At 71.2% G+C, this 17156-nt stretch carries 14 protein-coding genes; 4 read left to right on the plus strand and 10 right to left on the minus strand.

Features of this window, described 5'->3' with window-relative positions:
- The 3 genes from ACFQU4_RS16005 to ACFQU4_RS16015 all read right to left on the minus strand — a co-directional run bounded on the left by ACFQU4_RS16005 (position 1) and on the right by ACFQU4_RS16015 (position 3710).
- Positions 1 to 519 (minus strand): beta-class carbonic anhydrase, encoded by a 519-nt coding sequence (locus ACFQU4_RS16005; protein ID WP_377493561.1) that lies wholly within the window; start codon positions 517 to 519, stop codon positions 1 to 3.
- Positions 520 to 576: 57 nt separating this feature from the next.
- Positions 577 to 1158 carry an HdeD family acid-resistance protein gene (locus tag ACFQU4_RS16010; RefSeq protein WP_377493563.1) on the minus strand — a complete coding sequence of 194 codons (582 nt, stop codon included), beginning with the start codon at positions 1156 to 1158 and terminating at the stop codon, positions 577 to 579.
- 116 nt (positions 1159 to 1274) lie between these two features.
- A complete protein-coding gene (locus tag ACFQU4_RS16015; RefSeq protein ID WP_377493565.1) occupies positions 1275 to 3710 on the minus strand; it encodes a DNA topoisomerase (ATP-hydrolyzing) subunit A in 2436 nt (811 codons plus the stop codon).
- 186 nt (positions 3711 to 3896) lie between these two features.
- On the opposite strand from ACFQU4_RS16015, the gene ACFQU4_RS16020 reads away from it, so the two are divergent.
- Entirely contained in the window at positions 3897 to 5186 is a 1290-nt protein-coding gene (locus ACFQU4_RS16020) for an amidohydrolase family protein (RefSeq protein ID WP_377493567.1), read from the plus strand.
- Here ACFQU4_RS16020 and ACFQU4_RS16025 read toward each other — a convergent pair.
- Positions 5167 to 6153, minus strand: a complete 987-nt coding sequence (locus tag ACFQU4_RS16025) for a hypothetical protein (RefSeq protein WP_377493569.1) — start codon at positions 6151 to 6153, stop codon at positions 5167 to 5169. The genes ACFQU4_RS16020 and ACFQU4_RS16025 overlap by 20 nt on opposite strands.
- A gap of 186 nt (positions 6154 to 6339) precedes the next feature.
- Here ACFQU4_RS16025 and ACFQU4_RS16030 point away from each other — a divergent pair, with 186 nt between their 5' ends.
- Positions 6340 to 6915, plus strand: coding sequence for a hypothetical protein (locus ACFQU4_RS16030; protein ID WP_377493571.1), 576 nt, complete (start codon positions 6340 to 6342; stop codon positions 6913 to 6915).
- Positions 6916 to 6973: 58 nt separating this feature from the next.
- On the opposite strand, the gene ACFQU4_RS16035 is transcribed toward ACFQU4_RS16030, so the two are convergent.
- Genes ACFQU4_RS16035 through ACFQU4_RS16060 form a run of 6 tightly spaced genes read right to left on the minus strand, consistent with a single transcriptional unit; the run spans position 6974 to position 14691 of the window.
- Entirely contained in the window at positions 6974 to 7789 is an 816-nt protein-coding gene (locus tag ACFQU4_RS16035) for a CHAD domain-containing protein (RefSeq protein ID WP_377493573.1), read from the minus strand.
- 21 nt (positions 7790 to 7810) lie between these two features.
- Positions 7811 to 9559 carry an AMP-binding protein gene (locus tag ACFQU4_RS16040; protein ID WP_377493575.1) on the minus strand — a complete coding sequence of 583 codons (1749 nt, stop codon included), beginning with the start codon at positions 9557 to 9559 and terminating at the stop codon, positions 7811 to 7813.
- A gap of 42 nt (positions 9560 to 9601) precedes the next feature.
- A complete protein-coding gene (locus ACFQU4_RS16045; protein WP_377493577.1) occupies positions 9602 to 11320 on the minus strand; it encodes a glycerol-3-phosphate dehydrogenase/oxidase in 1719 nt (572 codons plus the stop codon).
- 54 nt (positions 11321 to 11374) lie between these two features.
- Entirely contained in the window at positions 11375 to 12364 is a 990-nt protein-coding gene (glpX, locus tag ACFQU4_RS16050; RefSeq protein WP_377493579.1) for a class II fructose-bisphosphatase, read from the minus strand.
- 14 nt (positions 12365 to 12378) lie between these two features.
- On the minus strand, positions 12379 to 13887 hold the full coding sequence (gene glpK / locus ACFQU4_RS16055) for a glycerol kinase GlpK (protein WP_377493581.1): 1509 nt from the start codon (positions 13885 to 13887) through the stop codon (positions 12379 to 12381).
- 30 nt (positions 13888 to 13917) lie between these two features.
- Entirely contained in the window at positions 13918 to 14691 is a 774-nt protein-coding gene (locus ACFQU4_RS16060) for an MIP/aquaporin family protein (RefSeq protein WP_377493583.1), read from the minus strand.
- A 149-nt stretch (positions 14692 to 14840) separates the two neighbouring features.
- Between ACFQU4_RS16060 and ACFQU4_RS16065 the strand changes: the two genes are divergently transcribed.
- Positions 14841 to 15626, plus strand: coding sequence for an IclR family transcriptional regulator (locus tag ACFQU4_RS16065; protein WP_377493585.1), 786 nt, complete (start codon positions 14841 to 14843; stop codon positions 15624 to 15626).
- On the plus strand, positions 15623 to 17143 hold the full coding sequence (gene glpK, locus ACFQU4_RS16070; protein ID WP_377493587.1) for a glycerol kinase GlpK: 1521 nt from the start codon (positions 15623 to 15625) through the stop codon (positions 17141 to 17143). Before ACFQU4_RS16065 ends, glpK (ACFQU4_RS16070) begins: the two co-directional genes overlap by 4 nt.
- Positions 17144 to 17156: the final 13 nt, after the last annotated feature.

Genomic DNA, 17156 nt, shown 5'->3' on the forward strand with positions numbered 1-17156 from the left:
TCAGAGCAGTTGCTTGAGGGCGCCGGTGTCCACGTCGTAGAGGAAGCCGCCGATCTCGGCGCGGCCGGTGATCAGCGGGTGGTCGCGGAGCAGGGCGACGTCGGCGGCCAGCCGGCCCTCCTGGTCGGGCGTCGCGCCGATCTTCAAGCTGCTGAGGTCGGCGCCGGTGGAGGCGCGGACGCTGGCGGCGATGTCCGCATCCGTACCGGACGCCATCGCGCAGCGGGTGTGCGGGACGAGCAGGATGCGGCGGACCTGGAGCAGGTGGACGCCGACGATCGCGCCGATCAGGGCGTCGTCGGTGAGGTGGGCGCCCGGCGTACGCAGGATCTTCGCGTCGCCGATCCGCAACCCGACCATCTCCAGCGGCAGGATCCGCGAGTCCATGCAGGTCAGCATCAGGACGCCGGCGCGGGCGATGCCGTCGAAGCCGCCGTCGGTGAACTGGCGCTGGAACTCGACGTTCCCGGCGAGCAGATCCTCGAACCGGTCGTCACCGGCGGGTGCAGAGTCGTCCACGACAGAAACTGTACGGCCCCGTCCGCGGCCGCGATCACACCGGATCGCGGTACGGGATCAGGCCGCCCGGGCCGGCCGGTTCGTCGAGCGGACGACGAGGGCCACCACGATGATCGCCACCCCCAGCAAGATCAGCAGCGCGCCGCCGACCGACGTCATCAGCAACAGGCTGGAGCCCGGCCAGATCAGGACGACGATCGCGGCCAGGATGCTGATCACCCCGAACCCGATCTGGGCCACCCGGTGCAGTCCGGTCCAGTTGTCGACGACGCCGGACACGATCGAGGTGACGCCGTCGGCGAGCCAGCCGGCCGCGATCAGGATCGCAATCACGAGCAGCGAGGCGCCGGGCCGGACGAAGCAGATGATGCCGGCGATGACGGTCAGCCCGCCGAGCACGCCGATCAGCACGCGCCACCAGTTGGGTGCGGCCTTCGTGGTCACGGCGACCATGATCCGGAAGGCGCCGACGAACAGCAGTTGCAGGCCGAACAGGAGGGCGATGATCAGCAGCGTCTGTCCGGGCCAGACCATCACCAGGATGCCGAGCACCGCCGTCAGGACGCCGAGCACGATGGCCAGTCCGCCGAACCGCGGTGGCGAACTGGAGACCTGGTTCTCGGATGCCTCAGTGCTCACATCGCACCTCCTGGTGCCTCGATGATGTTCCCGCAGCAGCGACTGAACGCTCAAGCATCATTGAATCCCCGGGACTCGCCCGTGGCAAGGAAAAACGCCGGATCGATGGGTACGGGTCAGGCGGGGGCGATCGAGAACAGCGGCTGCCCGGCGGCAACCCCGGAACCGTCCCGGCGGCCGTCGGCGGCGGGCAGGTCGATCGGCGCGCCGCTGGCCGCCGCCGCGACCGCGGGAGCGGGACCGGCCCACGCCACCAGCAGGGTGTCCTCGCCCTTCAGGAAGCGGTGGCACCGGACGCCGCCGGTGGCCCGGCCCTTGCCCGGATATTCGGAGAACGGGGTGACCTTGATCGTTCCCGCGTCCGTGCCGGGCAGTGCACCGGAACTGCCGGCCACGGTCACGACGACCGCTTCGCCGTCCGGCACCGCGCCGAAGAACACCGCGCTGGCGCCCAGGGCGAGCTTGATGCCGGCGATGCCGCCGCCCGACCTGCCCTGCGGCCGTACCCCGGAGGCGGGGAAGTGCAGCAGTTGGGCGTCGGAGGAGACGAACGCCAGCTCGGTCTCGGCGGTGGTCAGCTCCAGGGCGCCGATCACCCGGTCGCCCGGTTCCAGCCGGATCACGTCCCACGAGTCCTTGGCCAGCACCTCGGGGTTGACCCGCTTCACGACACCGCGCGCGGTGCCGAGCGCCAGGCCGAGGGAGTCCTCGGCGAGCGTCGTCAGCGCCAGTACGGTCTCGCCGTCCTCCAGCGTGACCAGCGCGGTCAGCGGCACCCCGCCCTGCAGGTTCGGCGCCGCCGCGGTGGACGGGACGGTCGGCAGGTCGATCGCGTTGACCTTGATCACCCGGCCGGCCGAGGTGACCAGACCGAACTCGCCGCGCGCCGTCGCGACGATCCGCGACGTGATCACGTCGTGGTTGGCCCGGGCGATCGCCGGCGGCAGCGGGTCGGCGTGGTCGGTCCGGGCCAGCAGCCCGGCGGAGGAGAGCAGGATCCAGCACGGGTCGTCGGCCACCTCGAGCGGGGCGGCGGTCGCCGAGGCGGCGACGCCGTCGGCCGCGAGCAGGATGGTCCGGCGCGGGGTGCCGTGCTGCTTGGCGATCTCGGCCAGCTCGTTGCCGACCAGGGCGCGCAGCTGGTCCTCGTTCTCCAGGATCGCGGTCAGCTCGGTGATCGTCTGCTGCAGTTCGTCGCGCTGACCCTCCAGCTCGATCCGGGAGTACTTGGTCAGCCGGCGCAGCGGCATGTCCAGGATGTAGTTGGCCTGGATCTCGGAGAGTTCGAAGACCTCGATCAGCCGGGCCCGGGCCGCCGCCGCGTCGTCGGCAGCCCGGATGATCGCGATCACGTCGTCGATGTCGAGGATCGCGGTCAGCAGGCCCTCGACCAGGTGCAGCCGGTCGTTGGCCTCGCCGAGCCGGTATTGCGTACGGCGCCGTACCACCTCGAGGCGGTGGGCGAGATAGACGGTCAGCATGTCGCGCAGCGTCATGGTCCGCGGCTGGCCGTCGACCAGCGCCACCGCGTTGATCGAGTACGAGTCCTCGAGCTTGGTCAGCTTGTAGAGCTGCTCGAGCACCGCGTCCGGGTTGAACCCGTTCTTGATCTCGATCACCAGGCGGGTCGGGTTCTCCATGTCGGAGAGGTCGATCACGTCGGCGATGCCCTGCAGCCGCTTGCTGGTGACCAGCTGCTTGATCTGCTCGATGATCTTCTCCGGGCCGATCAGGTACGGCAGCTCGGAGACCACGATGCCCTTGCGCCGCGGATGCACCTGCTCCACCCGCGCGGTGGCCCGGATCCGGAACGGTCCCTTGCCGGTGGCGTAGGCGTCCCGGATCCCGTCCAGGCCGATGATCTTGCCGCCGGACGGCAGGTCCGGGCCCGGGATGAACCGCATCAGCGCGTCCAGGTCGGCGTCCGGGTGCTTGATCAGATGCCGCAGCGCCTGCACGACCTCGATCAGGTTGTGCGGCGGGATGTTGGTGGCCATGCCGACCGCGATCCCGGTGGTGCCGTTCACCAGCAGGTTCGGGAAGGCGGCCGGCAGCACCGACGGCTCGACGTCCTTGCCGTCGTAGTTGGGCTTGAAGTCGACCGTTTCCTGGTCCAGGTCGGTGGTCATCGCCAGCGCCGCCGGCGCCATCCGACACTCGGTGTAACGCATCGCGGCCGGGCCGGCGTCCAGCGAACCGAAGTTGCCGTGGCCGTCGGTCAGCGGCAGCCGCATGTTCCACGGCTGGGCGGTCCGGACCAGGGCGTCGTAGATCGCGGTGTCGCCGTGCGGGTGGTACTTACCCATGACCTCACCGACGACCCGGGCGCACTTCACGTGCGGCCGGTCGGGACGGACCCGCATCTCGTCCATCGCGTACAGCGTGCGCCGCTGCACCGGCTTCAGCCCGTCCCGCGCGTCCGGCAACGCCCGCGCGTAGATCACCGAGTACGCGTACTCCAGGAAGCTGTTCTGCATCTCCGACGAGACGTCGATGTCGACGATCCGTTCGGTGAAATCGTCATCCGGGGGTGCTGGGGTCTTGCGGGCCATGGGGTTGTTCGTGGTCCTCACTGCGCTCTGTTCGGGGGCGGGGTTCACCCCTCCCTGCATTCTGCCTGTTCGGTACGACAGCGGCGCGGACCGGCACGCTGGTCCCGCCGTGGCATCGCCGCCGAACGGCCCTCGACAGCCGGTGATCGGGGTACCAGGATGGAGAGCCCGGACGATGGAGCCGTCATGGACGCACAGGGAACCTCGGGTCAGCCGGTCACGGTGCTGCACAACGTCCGGGTCTTCGACAGCCGGGCCGGGCGGCTCGGCGGGCCGGGCCACGTCGTCGTCGAGGGCGAACTGATCACCGCCGTCGGTGACGGCGCACCGCCCGAGCCGGGACCCGCGGACCGGTCGATCGACTGCGGCGGCCGGGTGCTGCTGCCCGGGCTGATCGACGCCCACTGGCACGCCTCCCTCGCCACCGTCCCGCTCCCGGTGGTGCTGCGGGCGGACCCGGGCTACCTGCTGATCGTCGCCGGCCAGGCCGCCGGGCAGACCCTGCGCCGCGGCTTCACGACGGTACGGGACACGGGCGGGCCGTCCTTCCCGATCAAGCGGGCCGTCGACGAGGGCGTGATCACCGGGCCGCGGATCTTCCCGTCCGGCGCGATGATCTCGCAGACCAGCGGGCACGGCGACTTCCGGGCCCTGTCCGAACTGCCGCGCGGGCGGCTCGGCCGGCTCAGCCACGGCGAACTGATCGGCGCGGCCGCGATCGCCGACGGCCCGGCCGAGGTGCTGCGGGCGGCCAGGGAGCAGCTGATGCAGGGCGCCAGCCAGCTCAAGCTGATGGCGGGCGGCGGGGTGTCGTCGAGCCACGACCCGCTGGACGGCACCCAGTTCACGGAGCCGGAGTTGCGCGCCGCCGTCGACGCCGCCGCCGACTGGGGGACCTATGTGATGGTGCACGCCTACACGCCGCGTTCGGTGCAGCGGGCGATCCGGGCCGGGGTGCGCTGCATCGAACACGGCCAGCTGCTGGACGACGAGACGGTCGCGCTGATGGCGGAGCAGCAAGTGTGGTGGAGCCTGCAGCCGTTCCTGGACGACGAGGACGCGGTGCCGGTACCGGTGTCGAGCCAGGACAAGCAGCAGCAGGTGCTGGCCGGCACCGACACGGCGTACCGGCTCGGCCGGCGGCACGGGGTCAGGATCGCCTGGGGCTCGGACACGCTGTTCTCCGCCGAGCTCGCGGACCGGCAGGGTGCGCAGCTGGCCAAGCTGGAGCGTTGGTACACGCCGGCCGAGGTGCTCACCATGGCCACCGCGACCAACGCCGAACTGCTGGCCCTGTCCGGCCCGCGGAACCCGTATCCGGCCGGATCGCTCGGCGTCGTCGAGCCGGGCGGCTATGCCGACCTGCTGGTCGTCGACGGCAACCCGCTCGAGGATCTCTCGCTGATCGCCGACCCGGAGACCTCGTTCGCGATGATCATGAAGAACGGCACGATGATCAAGAACCGGCTGGCTTGATTGCCGCCGTGCTGTCGTCGACGTCGGGGGTTGCGGGCGAGGCCGGGCAGCGGGCGGCGACCGGGTCGGTCAGCCGGGCGTAGCCGGCCGAGGCGGCGAGCAGGCCGAGACCCCAGACCGTGTAGCCGGTGATCATCAGCCAGGCCGCCGGTTCGGCCGGGGTGCCGCCGGTGAGCAGGGCACCGATCCCACCGACGCCGAAGTACGCCGACAGCCCGGCCCCGAGGAGCAGGCCCGGGACCAGCACCAGCAGCCGCGGCACCCGCCGGCCCGCGAGCCCCGGCACCCAGCGCGGCCAGCTCCGGCCCCAGGGCCGGATCAGCGCCAGCGGCAGCACCGTACCGGCGAGCACCAGCAGCCCGACGAACAGCTGGAAGCCGAGCCCGCCGGGCCCGGACACGCCCTCGGCCAACAGGTCCGGGAGTTCGACCGCGAACCGGGCCGCGAACCCGGCAACGGCCAGCCAGCCGCCGGCGACGGCCCAGCCCGGTGGGCCGCCGCGGACCTCCGGGTGCCGGGCCGCGCAGCGCGGGCAGACCGGCCGGGCTGCCCGGAACCGGGCGAGTCCGGCCAGCACGGTCAGCCCGCCGCCGGCCGCGCCGGCCACCCGGACCGCGAGCCGGGCCAGGTCGTCGGCCGGCATCGGCAGCCCGAACGGGACCATCAGGAGCATCAGCAGGCCGATCCAGGCCAGCAGGCTGTACGCCAGCAGGGCGGCACCGGCCACCGCCGCGGCGACCGCAGCCGGCCGCCACGCCCGCGGGACCAAGATCATGATCATGGCCGACGCGACCGCGACCGCGGCCGGGACGACCGGGACCCAGCCGCCCGGGAATACGGAAACGCCGTGCGCGAAGGCCGGTTCGCCCATGATCAACCAGCCGAGGTGAACCAGGGCGTAGCCGAGATCGACCACGACGGCGGCTCCCGCGAGCCCGTGCAGACGTGTCACTTCGACCATGATCATGATCTTGGACCGGCCGCCGGACCGGGTGGCTCCCCGCCGCGGGTGAACGGGCGGCCAGCGGCTCCCCGGGCCGGGGGAGTCAAGGAGATCGCGGCCCGGATGCAACCACACGGTCCGTTCGGCGGTAGTTCAGGACAAGAGGCCTCGAGACAGCGACATCGACAGCAATCGAAAGGCACACTGATCATGAAGACGACCGTTCGCACCAAGATCATGACGATCCTGGGCACCGTCGCCGCAGCCGGGACCCTGGCCGGCGGGATCGCCGCGACGGCGCCGCTGGCGCGCGCCGACACCGGGTCCGGCCCACGCGCGATCACCGCGGCCAACCTCCGGATCGGGCCGAGCACCCACGTCGGGATCCGGGCGGTGGTGCAGGCCGGCGACCCGCTCGCGATCGCCTGCGTCTCGCCCGGCACCGCGGTGGACGACAACCGCGACTGGTACGCGTTGACCGACCAGAAGGGCTGGATCTCGGCGACCCTGGTCGAGGGCGCCGGCGAGGTCGAGCCCTGCCACGGTGGGGTGGACGGACTGAAGGCGATCACCAGCGCCGACGTGAACGTCCGTCGCGGCCCGTCCACGCTGGACGAGAGCGTCGGCATCCTGGGCCGCGGCACCACGGTGACCGTCGTCTGCGGGGCCAAGGGCGAGGTGATCGACGACGCGCACCGCTGGTTCCTGCTGGCCGGCGGCAACTGGGTGACCGGGGCCTACCTGCCGTCCGTACCGCCGGAGGACACGCCCGACTGCGACGCCTGACCTCCCGCAGGCCGATCGCCTCGCTCCAACCCCTGGGGGCGGGGCGATCCCTCGCGGCTCACCGGAGCCGAGTTTGGTCGGCGATGGCGCGCTCCCGGTCGAGCAGCCGGCGCCGGACCGAGGCGGTCCCGTCCTCGGGCCTCGCCTCGAGGAACTGCGCCGCCACGACGGCGTCCTGGTGCAGCCCGAGCCGCTGATGCAGCTGCCGGCTGCGCTTGGCCCGGCGGCGGTATTTCCGCCGCTGCTTCGCCGAGCGCCGGACCGGCAACCGGTCCTCGAGCTCGAGCGCGTACCGGTGTCGCTTGGCCGCCTTCCGGACCCGGTGCAGCACCTCGTCGTCGGAGCCGTTCCGGGCCGCGCGCCGGACCCGTTTCCGTTCGGTACGGCCGGTGCGGCGCACCAGTTGCAGCAGCTCGGCGGCCGGAACCCCGGTGACGACGATCGGGGGAGCGACCCGCCAGCGGTCCAGCACCGCCCGCAGCTCCGCGTACCGCGGCGATTCGAGGGCCACCGCCGCGGACCGCCGGGCTCGTTCCCGCCGGTCGCCCAGGTCGGTCAGCATCAGCGCGACCTCGGCCGCGTCCAGGCCGGCCTCCCGATCGGCGTGCTCCGCGATCCGGTCGGCCAGGACGTCAGGGTCGCGCACCTGGCCGAGCACCTCGGCCAGCCAGCGGGCCTCCCGTTCCAGCCACTCCGCCTGCACCGGCTCGAACAGCCGGGCGAAGGTCCGCAGCGTGCTGCGCAGCCGCCGCAACGCGACCCGGGTGTCGTGGATGACCTCGACGTCGGCCAGCCCCGCCGCCGTCAGCCCGGTCACGGCCTGGCACTGCTCGGCCAGATAGCCGCGCAGCACGGTGCCTGCCTTGTCCCCCATAGGGCCAGTATCGTGCGCCGATCAGAAGGAGAAGTCGGAGTCGAAGAACTCGCCGTCGCCGCGACCGTCCCGGCCGTCCTCGGCGGTACGCAGCTCGACCCGGCGGATCTTGCCGCTGATCGTCTTCGGCAGGTCGGTGAACTCGAGCTTGCGGATCCGCTTGTACGGCGCCGCATGATCACGAACGTAGGCCAGGATCGAGCGCGCGGTGTCGGCATCGGGCTGGTGCCCGGCCGCCAGCACCACGTACGCCTTCGGCACCGCGAGCCGGATCGGGTCGGGGGACGGCACCACCGCGGCCTCGGCCACCGCCGGGTGCTCGATCAGCACCGACTCCAACTCGAACGGGCTGATCCGGTAGCCGCTGGCCTTGAACACGTCGTCGGCCCGCCCGATGAAGGTCAGGTAGCCCTCGTCGTCGAGCTCCACCACGTCACCGGTGTGGTAGACCCCGCCGGCGAAGGCGCCGTCGTTGAGCTCCGTGTCGTACTCGCCGGCCCGGTGCTGGTACCCGGTCATCAGCGGCAGTGGCCGGTTCGGCGCCGGGCCGGGGTCGCTGTCGCAGCCGCTGCGGGCGGTCCCGGTCAGCTCCAGGCAGAGTTCGCCCTCGCGCTCGGCGGGCTCGCCGGTCGCCGGGTCGATCAGCTTGATCACGTAGCCGGGCAGCGGCCGGCCCATCGAGCCGGGCTTCAGCGGCTGGCCCGGGGGATTGCCGATCTGGGCGGTGGTCTCGGTCTGGCCGTACCCGTCCCGGATGGTGAGGTGCCAGGCCTGGCGTACCTTCTCGATCACCTCGGGGTTGAGCGGCTCGCCGGCCGACACACATTCGCGGAGGGTGTGCCGGGCCGCGGTCAGGTCGGCCTGGACCAGCATCCGCCAGACGGTCGGCGGCGCGCACAGGGTGGTCGCCCGGGTCCGCTCCAGCACCCGCATCAGGTCGGCCGGGTCGAACCGCGCGTAGTTGTAGACGACGATCGTGGCGCCGGCCAGCCACGGCGCGAAGAAGCTGCTCCAGGCGTGCTTGGCCCAGCCCGGCGAGGCGGCGTTGAGGTGTACGTCGCCCGGTTTCAGCCCGATCCAGTACATGGTCGACAGATGCCCGATCGGGTACGAGATCTGGGTGTGCTGGACCAGCTTCGGCTGCGCCGTGGTGCCGGAGGTGAAGTAGAGCAGCAGCGGATCGCCGCTCTTGCTGGCGCCGGGCAGGTGCGGGTCCGCGCCGCGGAATTCCTCGGTCCGGCCGTAGTCGACCCAGCCGTCGACCGGCCCGTCGGCGCCGACCAGGATCCGGCCCAGCTCCGGCCGCAGCCCGGCCAGCCGTTCGGCGTCGGCGGCCTGCGCGACCAGCAGCCGGGCACCGCCGCGCTCGACCCGGTCGGCCAGGTCGGCCGCGGCGAGTTGCTGGGCCGCCGGAATGATCACCGCGCCGAGCCGGATCGCGCCGAGCATGATCTCCCACAGCGGCGCGATGTTGCCGAGCACGAGCAGCAGCCGGTCACCCCGGCGCAGCCCGAGCTCGGCCAGCAGGTGGGCCACGGCGACCGACCGGGCGGACAGTTCGGCGAAGCTCTGCTTCTCCTCGCGCTCGCCGTCGATCACCCACAGGGCGGTGCCGTCCGGGTTCTCCTCGGCCAGCCCGTCGAACCAGTCGGTGGCGAAGTTGAACACCGGCAGGTCCGGCCAGGTGAAGCCGGCGTGGGCCGTCGGATAGTCGTCCCGATGCTGGATCAGGAAGTCACGAGCTGCCCTCAATGCCGCCGGCTGGACCATGGGGGCGACGTTACCGAATCCGATCCCGTACGTGTGCCCGCGTCAGGATCCGCCGCCCATCCGGACGTCCGGGGCGCCGAGCCGGGCCGCGTCGGCGGACAGGTCGTCCGGCTGGTGCTGCGACTCCCGTTCGGCGGCGACCCGCTTGCGGTAGTGCTCCACCTCGCGGGCGATCGCGGCCGCGTCCCAGCCCAGCACCGGCGCGACGAGTTCGGCGACCTCCTGGGCTGCCGCGTCGCCGCGATCCCAAGTCTCGATGGAGATCCGGGTCCGCCGGGCCAGGATGTCGTCCAGGTGCATCGCGCCCTCGTGGGAGGCCGCGTAGACCGCCTCCACCTTCAGGTAGTCGGGCGCGCTGTCCAGCGGCCGGGCCAGCCTCGGGTCGGTCTCGATCAGGTCGGTCAGCTCGCCGATCAGGGATCCGTACCGGTTCAGCAGGTGCTCCACCTGGCCGACCCGCAGCCCCGTCCGCTCGGCCAGGATCGAGCGTCCGTTCCAGAGCGCGGCGAAGCCGTCCGCGCCCAGCAGCGGTACGTTCTCGGTGCAGGACCGCGGCACCGTACTGCTGGCGCCCGGCGGTACAAGATCATGAACGGCGGCGTCGACCGCGTCCTTGGCCATGATCCGGTACGTCGTGTACTTGCCGCCGGCGACCATGATCAAACCGCGCACCGGGGAGGCGACCGCGTGCTCCCGGGACAGCTTGCTGGTCGAGTCCGACTCGCCGGCCAGCAGCGGCCGCAGCCCGGCGTAGACGCCGACCACGTCGTCCCGGACCAGCTTGTCGGCGAGCAGCGTGTTCGCGTGCTCCAGCAGGTAGTCGATGTCGGCCTGGCTCGCCGCCGGGTGCGCCTTGTCCAGGTCCCAGTCGGTGTCGGTGGTGCCGATGATCCAGTGGCCGCCCCACGGGATGATGAAGAGCAGGCTCTTCTCGGTCCGGGTGATCAGGCCGGTGGTCGAGTTGATCCGGTTCCGCGGCACGACCAGGTGGATGCCCTTCGACGCGCGGACCTGGAACTGGCCGCGGCCGCCGAGCATGGCCTGGATCTCGTCGATCCAGACGCCGGCCGCGTTGATCGTCTGCCGGGCCCGGATCTCGAATTCCTCGCCGCCTTCAAGATCACGGACGATCACTCCGGCGACCCGGTCCTCCTCGCGGAGGAAGCCGACCACCCGGGTGCTGCTGGCCACCAGCGCGCCGTAGTGGGCGGCGGTCCGGGCCAGCATCATCGTGTGCCGGGCGTCGTCGACCTGCCCCTCGTAGAAGGCGATCGAGCCGACCAGCGCCGACCGATCGGCGGACGGGAAGTACTCCAGGGTCTTCTTCCGGGACAGGTGCCGCAGGTGGTGCGGTACGCCGCGGCCGGCGCCCATGATGTCGTACACGCCGATGCCGAGTCCAGCGTAGCCGCGGTCGATCACCTTCTTCCGCAGCGGATAGAGGAACCGGACCGGCTTGGCCAGGTGCGGGCAGAGCCGGTTCAGCGCCAGCGCCCGTTCCTTGAGCGCCTCGAAGACCAGCGAGAAGTTGAGCTGCTCCAGGTAGCGCAGTCCACCGTGGAACAGTTTGCTGGACCGGCTGGAGGTGCCGGCGGCGAAGTCGCGCGCCTCGACCAGGCCGACCCGCAGCCCGCGGGTGACGGCGTCCAGCGCGGCGCCGGCACCGGTCACGCCGGCGCCGATCACCAGCACGTCGAGTTCGTCGGCCGCCAGCCGCTGCAGGGCCTCGCGGCGACTCTGCGGATTGAGCGGTGCGGTCACCGATGTCACCAGAACTCCGATCTGTTGTCGATCAAGATCTTTTACCGATCATGATCAGTTGTTGATCAAGAAGGAGCGGTCCGGGTCGTGCCGGCCCTCGATCAGTCGCACCGTACCGGACTTGGACCGCATCGACAGTGAGTGGGTGATCACGCGGTGCTGCTCGTACCGGACGCCGTCGAGCAGGGCACCGTCGGTGACGCCGGTGGCGGCGAAGAAGATGTTGCCGCCGCGGACCAGGGTCTCGGTGTCGAGGATGCCGTCGAGGTCGTACCCGGCGTCGAGCAGGGCCTTCTTCTCCTCGGCGTTGCGGGCCACCAGCCGGCCGAGCAGCTGGCCGCCGAGGCAGCGCAGGGCGCACGCGGCCAGGACGCCCTCCGGGGTGCCGCCGGTGCCGATCAGGACATCGACGCCGGTGCCGGGGGAGACCGCCATGATCGCGCCGGCGACGTCGCCGTCGAGCAGGAACCTGATCCGGGCCCCGGCCGCCCTGATCTCGGCGACCAGTTCCTCGTGCCGCGGCCGGTCCAGGACGGCGACGGTGAGCTCGCCGATCTCCCGGTCCTGTGCAGCTGCGACGGTGGCCAGCGTGTCCGCGATCGGCGCGTCGAGATCGACGCGTCCCGCGGCCGCCGGCGGCACCACCAGCTTCTGCATGTAGACCGCCGGGCCGGGGTCGAACATCGCGCCGCGCGGTGCCACCGCCAGCACGCTGATCGCGTCCGGCAGGCTCTTCGCGGTCAGCGTCGTGCCGTCGATCGGATCGACGGCGATGTCGACCTCGGGCCCGGTCCCGTCGCCGACCCGTTCGCCGTTGTAGAGCATCGGCGCCTGGTCCTTCTCGCCCTCGCCGATCACCACGACGCCGTTCATCCGGACCGAGCCGAGCACCGGGCGCATGGCGTCGACGGCCGCGCCGTCCACCCGTTCCTTGTCGCCCCGACCGAGCCAGCGGGCCGACGCCATCGCCGCCGCCTCGGTCGCCCGGATCAGCTCCAGCGCGAGGCTGCGGTCCGGGTCCGGCGGAATCACGACACGCTCCATCGTGGGCTCATGACTCAGGTCACGTCGACCCAGTCGAGCGTACGGGTCACGGCTTTCTTCCATTGCGCGTATCCGGCCTCTCGGTCCGCCTCGGACGAGCTCGGGGTCCAGCGTGCGTCTTCGTGCCAATGGTGGCGCAACTGGTCCGGCCCGGACCAGAAGCCCACGCCGAGACCGGCCGCATAGGCCGCGCCGAGGGCCGTGGTCTCGGCGACCACCGGCTTGCTCACGTCGACGCCGAGCACGTCGGCCTGCAGCTGCATGCACAGCGAGTTGGCCGTGATCCCGCCGTCGACCTTGAGCACGTCGAGGTGGACGCCGGAGTCGGCCTCCATCGCCTCGACCACGTCGCGGCTCTGGTAGCAGATCGACTCGAGGGTGGCCCGGGCGATGTGGGCGGCGGTGTTGAACCGGGACAGCCCGACGATCGCGCCGCGCGCGTCGGAGCGCCAGTACGGGGCGAACAGGCCGGAGAACGCGGGCACGAAGTAGACGCCGCCGCTGTCGTTCACCTGCCGGGCCAGCGACTCGCTCTCCGCGGCCGAACCGATGATCCGAAGTTGATCACGCAGCCACTGCACGGCCGAACCGGTGACCGCGATCGAGCCCTCGAGGGCGTACACCGGAGGCTGGTCGCCGAACTGGTAGCAGACCGTGCTGAGCAGGCCGTTGGCCGAGCGGACCAGCTGGGTGCCGGTGTTCAGCAGCAGGAAGTTGCCAGTGCCGTACGTGTTCTTGGCCTCGCCAGGGTCGAGACAGACCTGGCCGACCATCGCGGCCTGCTGGTCGCCGAGGTCCCCGGTGATGGCGATCTCGCCGTCGAACGGCCCGGTGCCGCGGGTGTGGCCGTACTGCTGGGGATCGGAGGAGGGCAGGATCTCGGGCAGCATCTGCCGCGGGATGTCGAAGAAGGACAGCAGTTCGTCGTCCCAGTCCAGCGTCTCCAGGTTCATCAGCATGGTCCGGGAGGCGTTGGTCACGTCGGTGACGTGCTTCTCGCCGCCGGTCAGGTTCCACAGCAGCCAGCTGTCGGTGTTGCCGAAGATCGCGTCGCCGGCCTCCGCGTCGGCGCGGGCGCCGGGCACGTTCTCCAGGATCCATTGGATCTTGCCGGCCGAGAAGTACGTGGCCGGCGGGATCCCCGCCTTCTGTCGGATCACGTCGCCCTTGCCCTCCCGTTCCAGGGCGGAGGCGATCCGGTCGGTCCGGGTGTCCTGCCAGACGATCGCGTTGTAGTAGGGACGACCGGTCCGGCGGTTCCAGACCACCGCGGTCTCGCGCTGGTTGGTGATGCCGAGGGCCGCGATGTCCGAGGCGGTGATCATCTTGTTGTTGATCGCCGACTGCACCACCGAGCGGGTGCGGTCCCAGATCTCGACCGGGTTGTGCTCGACCCAACCCGGCTTGGGCATGATCTGCTCGTGCTCCAACTGGTACTTTCCGACCTCTTTCCCTTCATGATCGAAAAGCATGCACCGGGTACTCGTGGTGCCCTGGTCGATTGCCACGACGAAATCAGCCATCTCGGTCCTCTCGAATAGTCACGTACGGGGTCAGACTACGTAGGGCAGTGCCCGATAGAGCAGTCCGCCCAGGACGCCGCCGATCAGGGTGCCGGCCACCGGTACCCAGGAATAGTTCCAGTCGGAGCTCCCTTTGCCCTTGATCGGCAGCACTGCGTGGGCGATCCGCGGACCAATATCACGAGCCGGGTTGATCGCGTACCCGGTGGGGCCGCCGAGGCTGGCGCCGATCGCCAGCACGAGCAGCGCGACGGCCAGCGGGCCGACCTGGGTCGGGGTCTTGCCGAAGTTCAGCAGCACGAAGACCAGCACGAACGTCGCGATGATCTCGGTGATCAGATTCCAGCCGTACGACCGCTTCTGCGGGCCGGTGGAGAAGGCGCCGAGCTTGTTGGCCGGATCGGGCTCGTCGTCGAAATGTTGTTTGTACGCAAGCCAGACCAGCACGGCGCCGAGAAAGGCACCGACCAGTTGACCGGCGAGATAGACGAACGTCGCCCCGGCGGTGATCGGAATTCCGGGGGCGTATTCGGCGGCCCCGCTGGCCAGCAGTCCGAAGGTGACCGCGGGATTGAGGTGGGCGCCGGAGGCGAAGGCGACGTAGACGCCGGCGTAGACCCCGAGCCCCCAGCCGAAGGAGATCAGCAGCCAGCCGCGGCCGATCGCCTGGCCCTTGGTGGCGGCCAGCACATTGTTGGCGACGACGCCGCAACCGAGCAGCAGCAGAACGGCCGTACCGAGCAATTCGGAAAGGAAAATTGTGCCCACAGTGGCTCCCTTTTCGGTGGCGCAGGAATTGCTCATTCGGTCGGTGGGGAACCGTTCCTTCGTTCGACGGTTCCAGCCGATGTGGGCACGTTAGGAATGGGGTATTCGGCCGCGCAACCTTGACCGTTCGACAATGTCGAACGGAAGTGACGGCGAACAGCGGAATCGTGAGTTATGTTCGACGGGTGCCGGGGTCGGTTCAATCCATCCAGCGGGCGGCGGCGATTATGCGGTTGCTGGCGGAAAGCGCGCACCCGTTGGCGCTGGGCGAGATCGCCCGGTCGATCGACCTGGCCAAGCCGACCGCGTACGGGCTGCTGAAGACCCTGCACGACGTGGGCCTGGTGGACAAGGATCCGGCCACCGCCCGCTACCGGCCGGTCGCCGACGCGGTACCGAGGAAGGCGTCCTGGTCCGATCCGAACGAACTGCGCAGCCGGTCGATGAACTATGCCGACTCGCTGGCCGCGCGCACCGGACAGGCGGTCCGGGTCGCCGCGCTGCGGGACGGCGAGGCGCTGGTCGTGCACCATGTCTTCCGCCCGGGCCGTCCGTCCTCCGGTCGTACGGCGCAGCGGCTGGAGATCGGCAACCGGCTGCCGGCGCACGCCTGTGCCCTCGGCAAGGTGCTGCTGGCGTACGGCGCGGGCGCGGTGATCATGGCCGGCGGCGAGGAGCTGGTGGCGATGACCTCCGCGACGCTGACCGACCGGGTCGGGCTCGTCGAGGCGCTGGCCGGGGTCCGCCGGAACGGAATCGCGGTCGAGGTGAGCGAACTGGTCCCCGGGACGGCCGGGATCGCGGCCCCGATCCGGGCTCCGGGCGGTCTGGTGATCGGCGCGATCGGGATCAGCGGGCCCGAGGACGAACTGATGGTGCTCGGGCGGCAGCCGGCCCGGCCCCGGCGGCCGGCGGTCGACCAGGTGGTCGCCGCGGCGGCCGCGATCTCCGCCGAGTTCGCGGACGGATGAGCGAGACCGCGCCGCGCCGGCTGCTGGCCGCGGTCGATTTCGGCACCCAGTCGACCCGGTGCGTGCTGTTCGACCCCGGCGGCCGGCTGGTGTCGATCGCGCAGACGCCGCAGCCGTCCTCCTTTCCCCGCCCGGGTTGGGTCGAGCTGGACGCGTACGAGGCCTGGCTGCGGACCGAACGGGCGATCCAGGAGGCGTTGCGCAAGGCCGGCGCGGAGCCCGGGCAGGTGGTCGCGCTCGGTCTGGCCAACCAGCGGGAGAGCGTCGTCGTCTGGGACCGGCGGACCGGCCGGCCGGTGGCCAACGCGATCAGCTGGCAGGACACCAGAACCCAGCCCTGGATCGAGGAGTTCCGGGCCGGTCCCGACGCGGCGGCCGTGACGGCGGCGAGCGGGCTCGAGGTCGCCAACTACTACGCCGCGCCGCGGCTGCGCTGGCTGCTCGATCACACGCCGGGACTGCGCGCCCGGGCCGAACGGGGCGACGTGCTGGCCGGCACCCTGGACACCTGGCTGGTCTGGAATCTCACCGGCGGCCCGGCCGGCGGCCGGCACCTGACCGATGTCACCAACGCCAGCCGGACCCTGCTGATGGATCTGGGGACGCTGCGCTGGCATCCCGACCTGCTGGCCGCGTTCGACATCCCGGCGGCGATGCTGCCGGAGATCCGGCCCTCGCTGAGCGACTTCGGACTGTGCCGGGCCGGGCTGCCCGGGATCGAGGTGTCGGCGGTGCTCGGTGATCAACAGGCGGCGCTCTTCGGGCAGCAGTGTTTCGCCGTCGGCGACGCGAAGTGCACCCTCGGCTCGGGCACCTTCGTGCTGATGAACACCGGGACCGAGCGGCACCGATCCGATCATGGTCTGATCACCACGGTGGCGTACCAGATCGGTGATCAACCGGCCGTGTACGCGGTCGAGGGGTCGATCGCGGTCACCGGATCACTGGTGTCCTGGCTCCGCGACGGGCTGGAGTTGATCAAGCATCCGGCCGAGATCGAGACGCTGGCCCTTTCGGTCCCCGACAACGGCGGCTGCTATCTGGTGCCGGCCTTCGCCGGCCTGCTCGCGCCGCACTGGCAGGAGACGGCCGGTGGCGTGGTGGTGGGACTGACGAGCTTCATCACCAAGGGACACCTGGCCCGCGCCGCGCTGGAGGCGGCGGCCTGGCAGACCAGGGACGTGATCGACGCGATGAGCCTGGACGCGACGACCCGGCTGACCCTGCTCCGGGTGGACGGCGGGATGACCGCCAACCATCTGCTGATGCAGCTGCTGGCGGACTATCTCGGGGTGCCGGTCGAGCGTTCGATGATGGAGACCGTCTCGCTCGGCGCGGCCTACGCCGCCGGGGTGTCCGCCGGGTTCTGGCCCACGCCCGCGGCGATCCCGAGCCGGTCCGGCCCGGCCGGCCGCTGGGAACCTGATCTTGACCCGGACCGGCGCGCGGTCGAGCACGAGAACTGGCGCCGGGCGGTCCGGCTGGCGTCGGAATGGGCTCCGCGCGGGAGCGGCTGATCGCGCACCTCTA

The organism is Microlunatus sp. GCM10028923, from assembly GCF_042666975.1.
Taxonomy (GTDB): Bacteria; Actinomycetota; Actinomycetes; order Propionibacteriales; family Propionibacteriaceae; genus Microlunatus.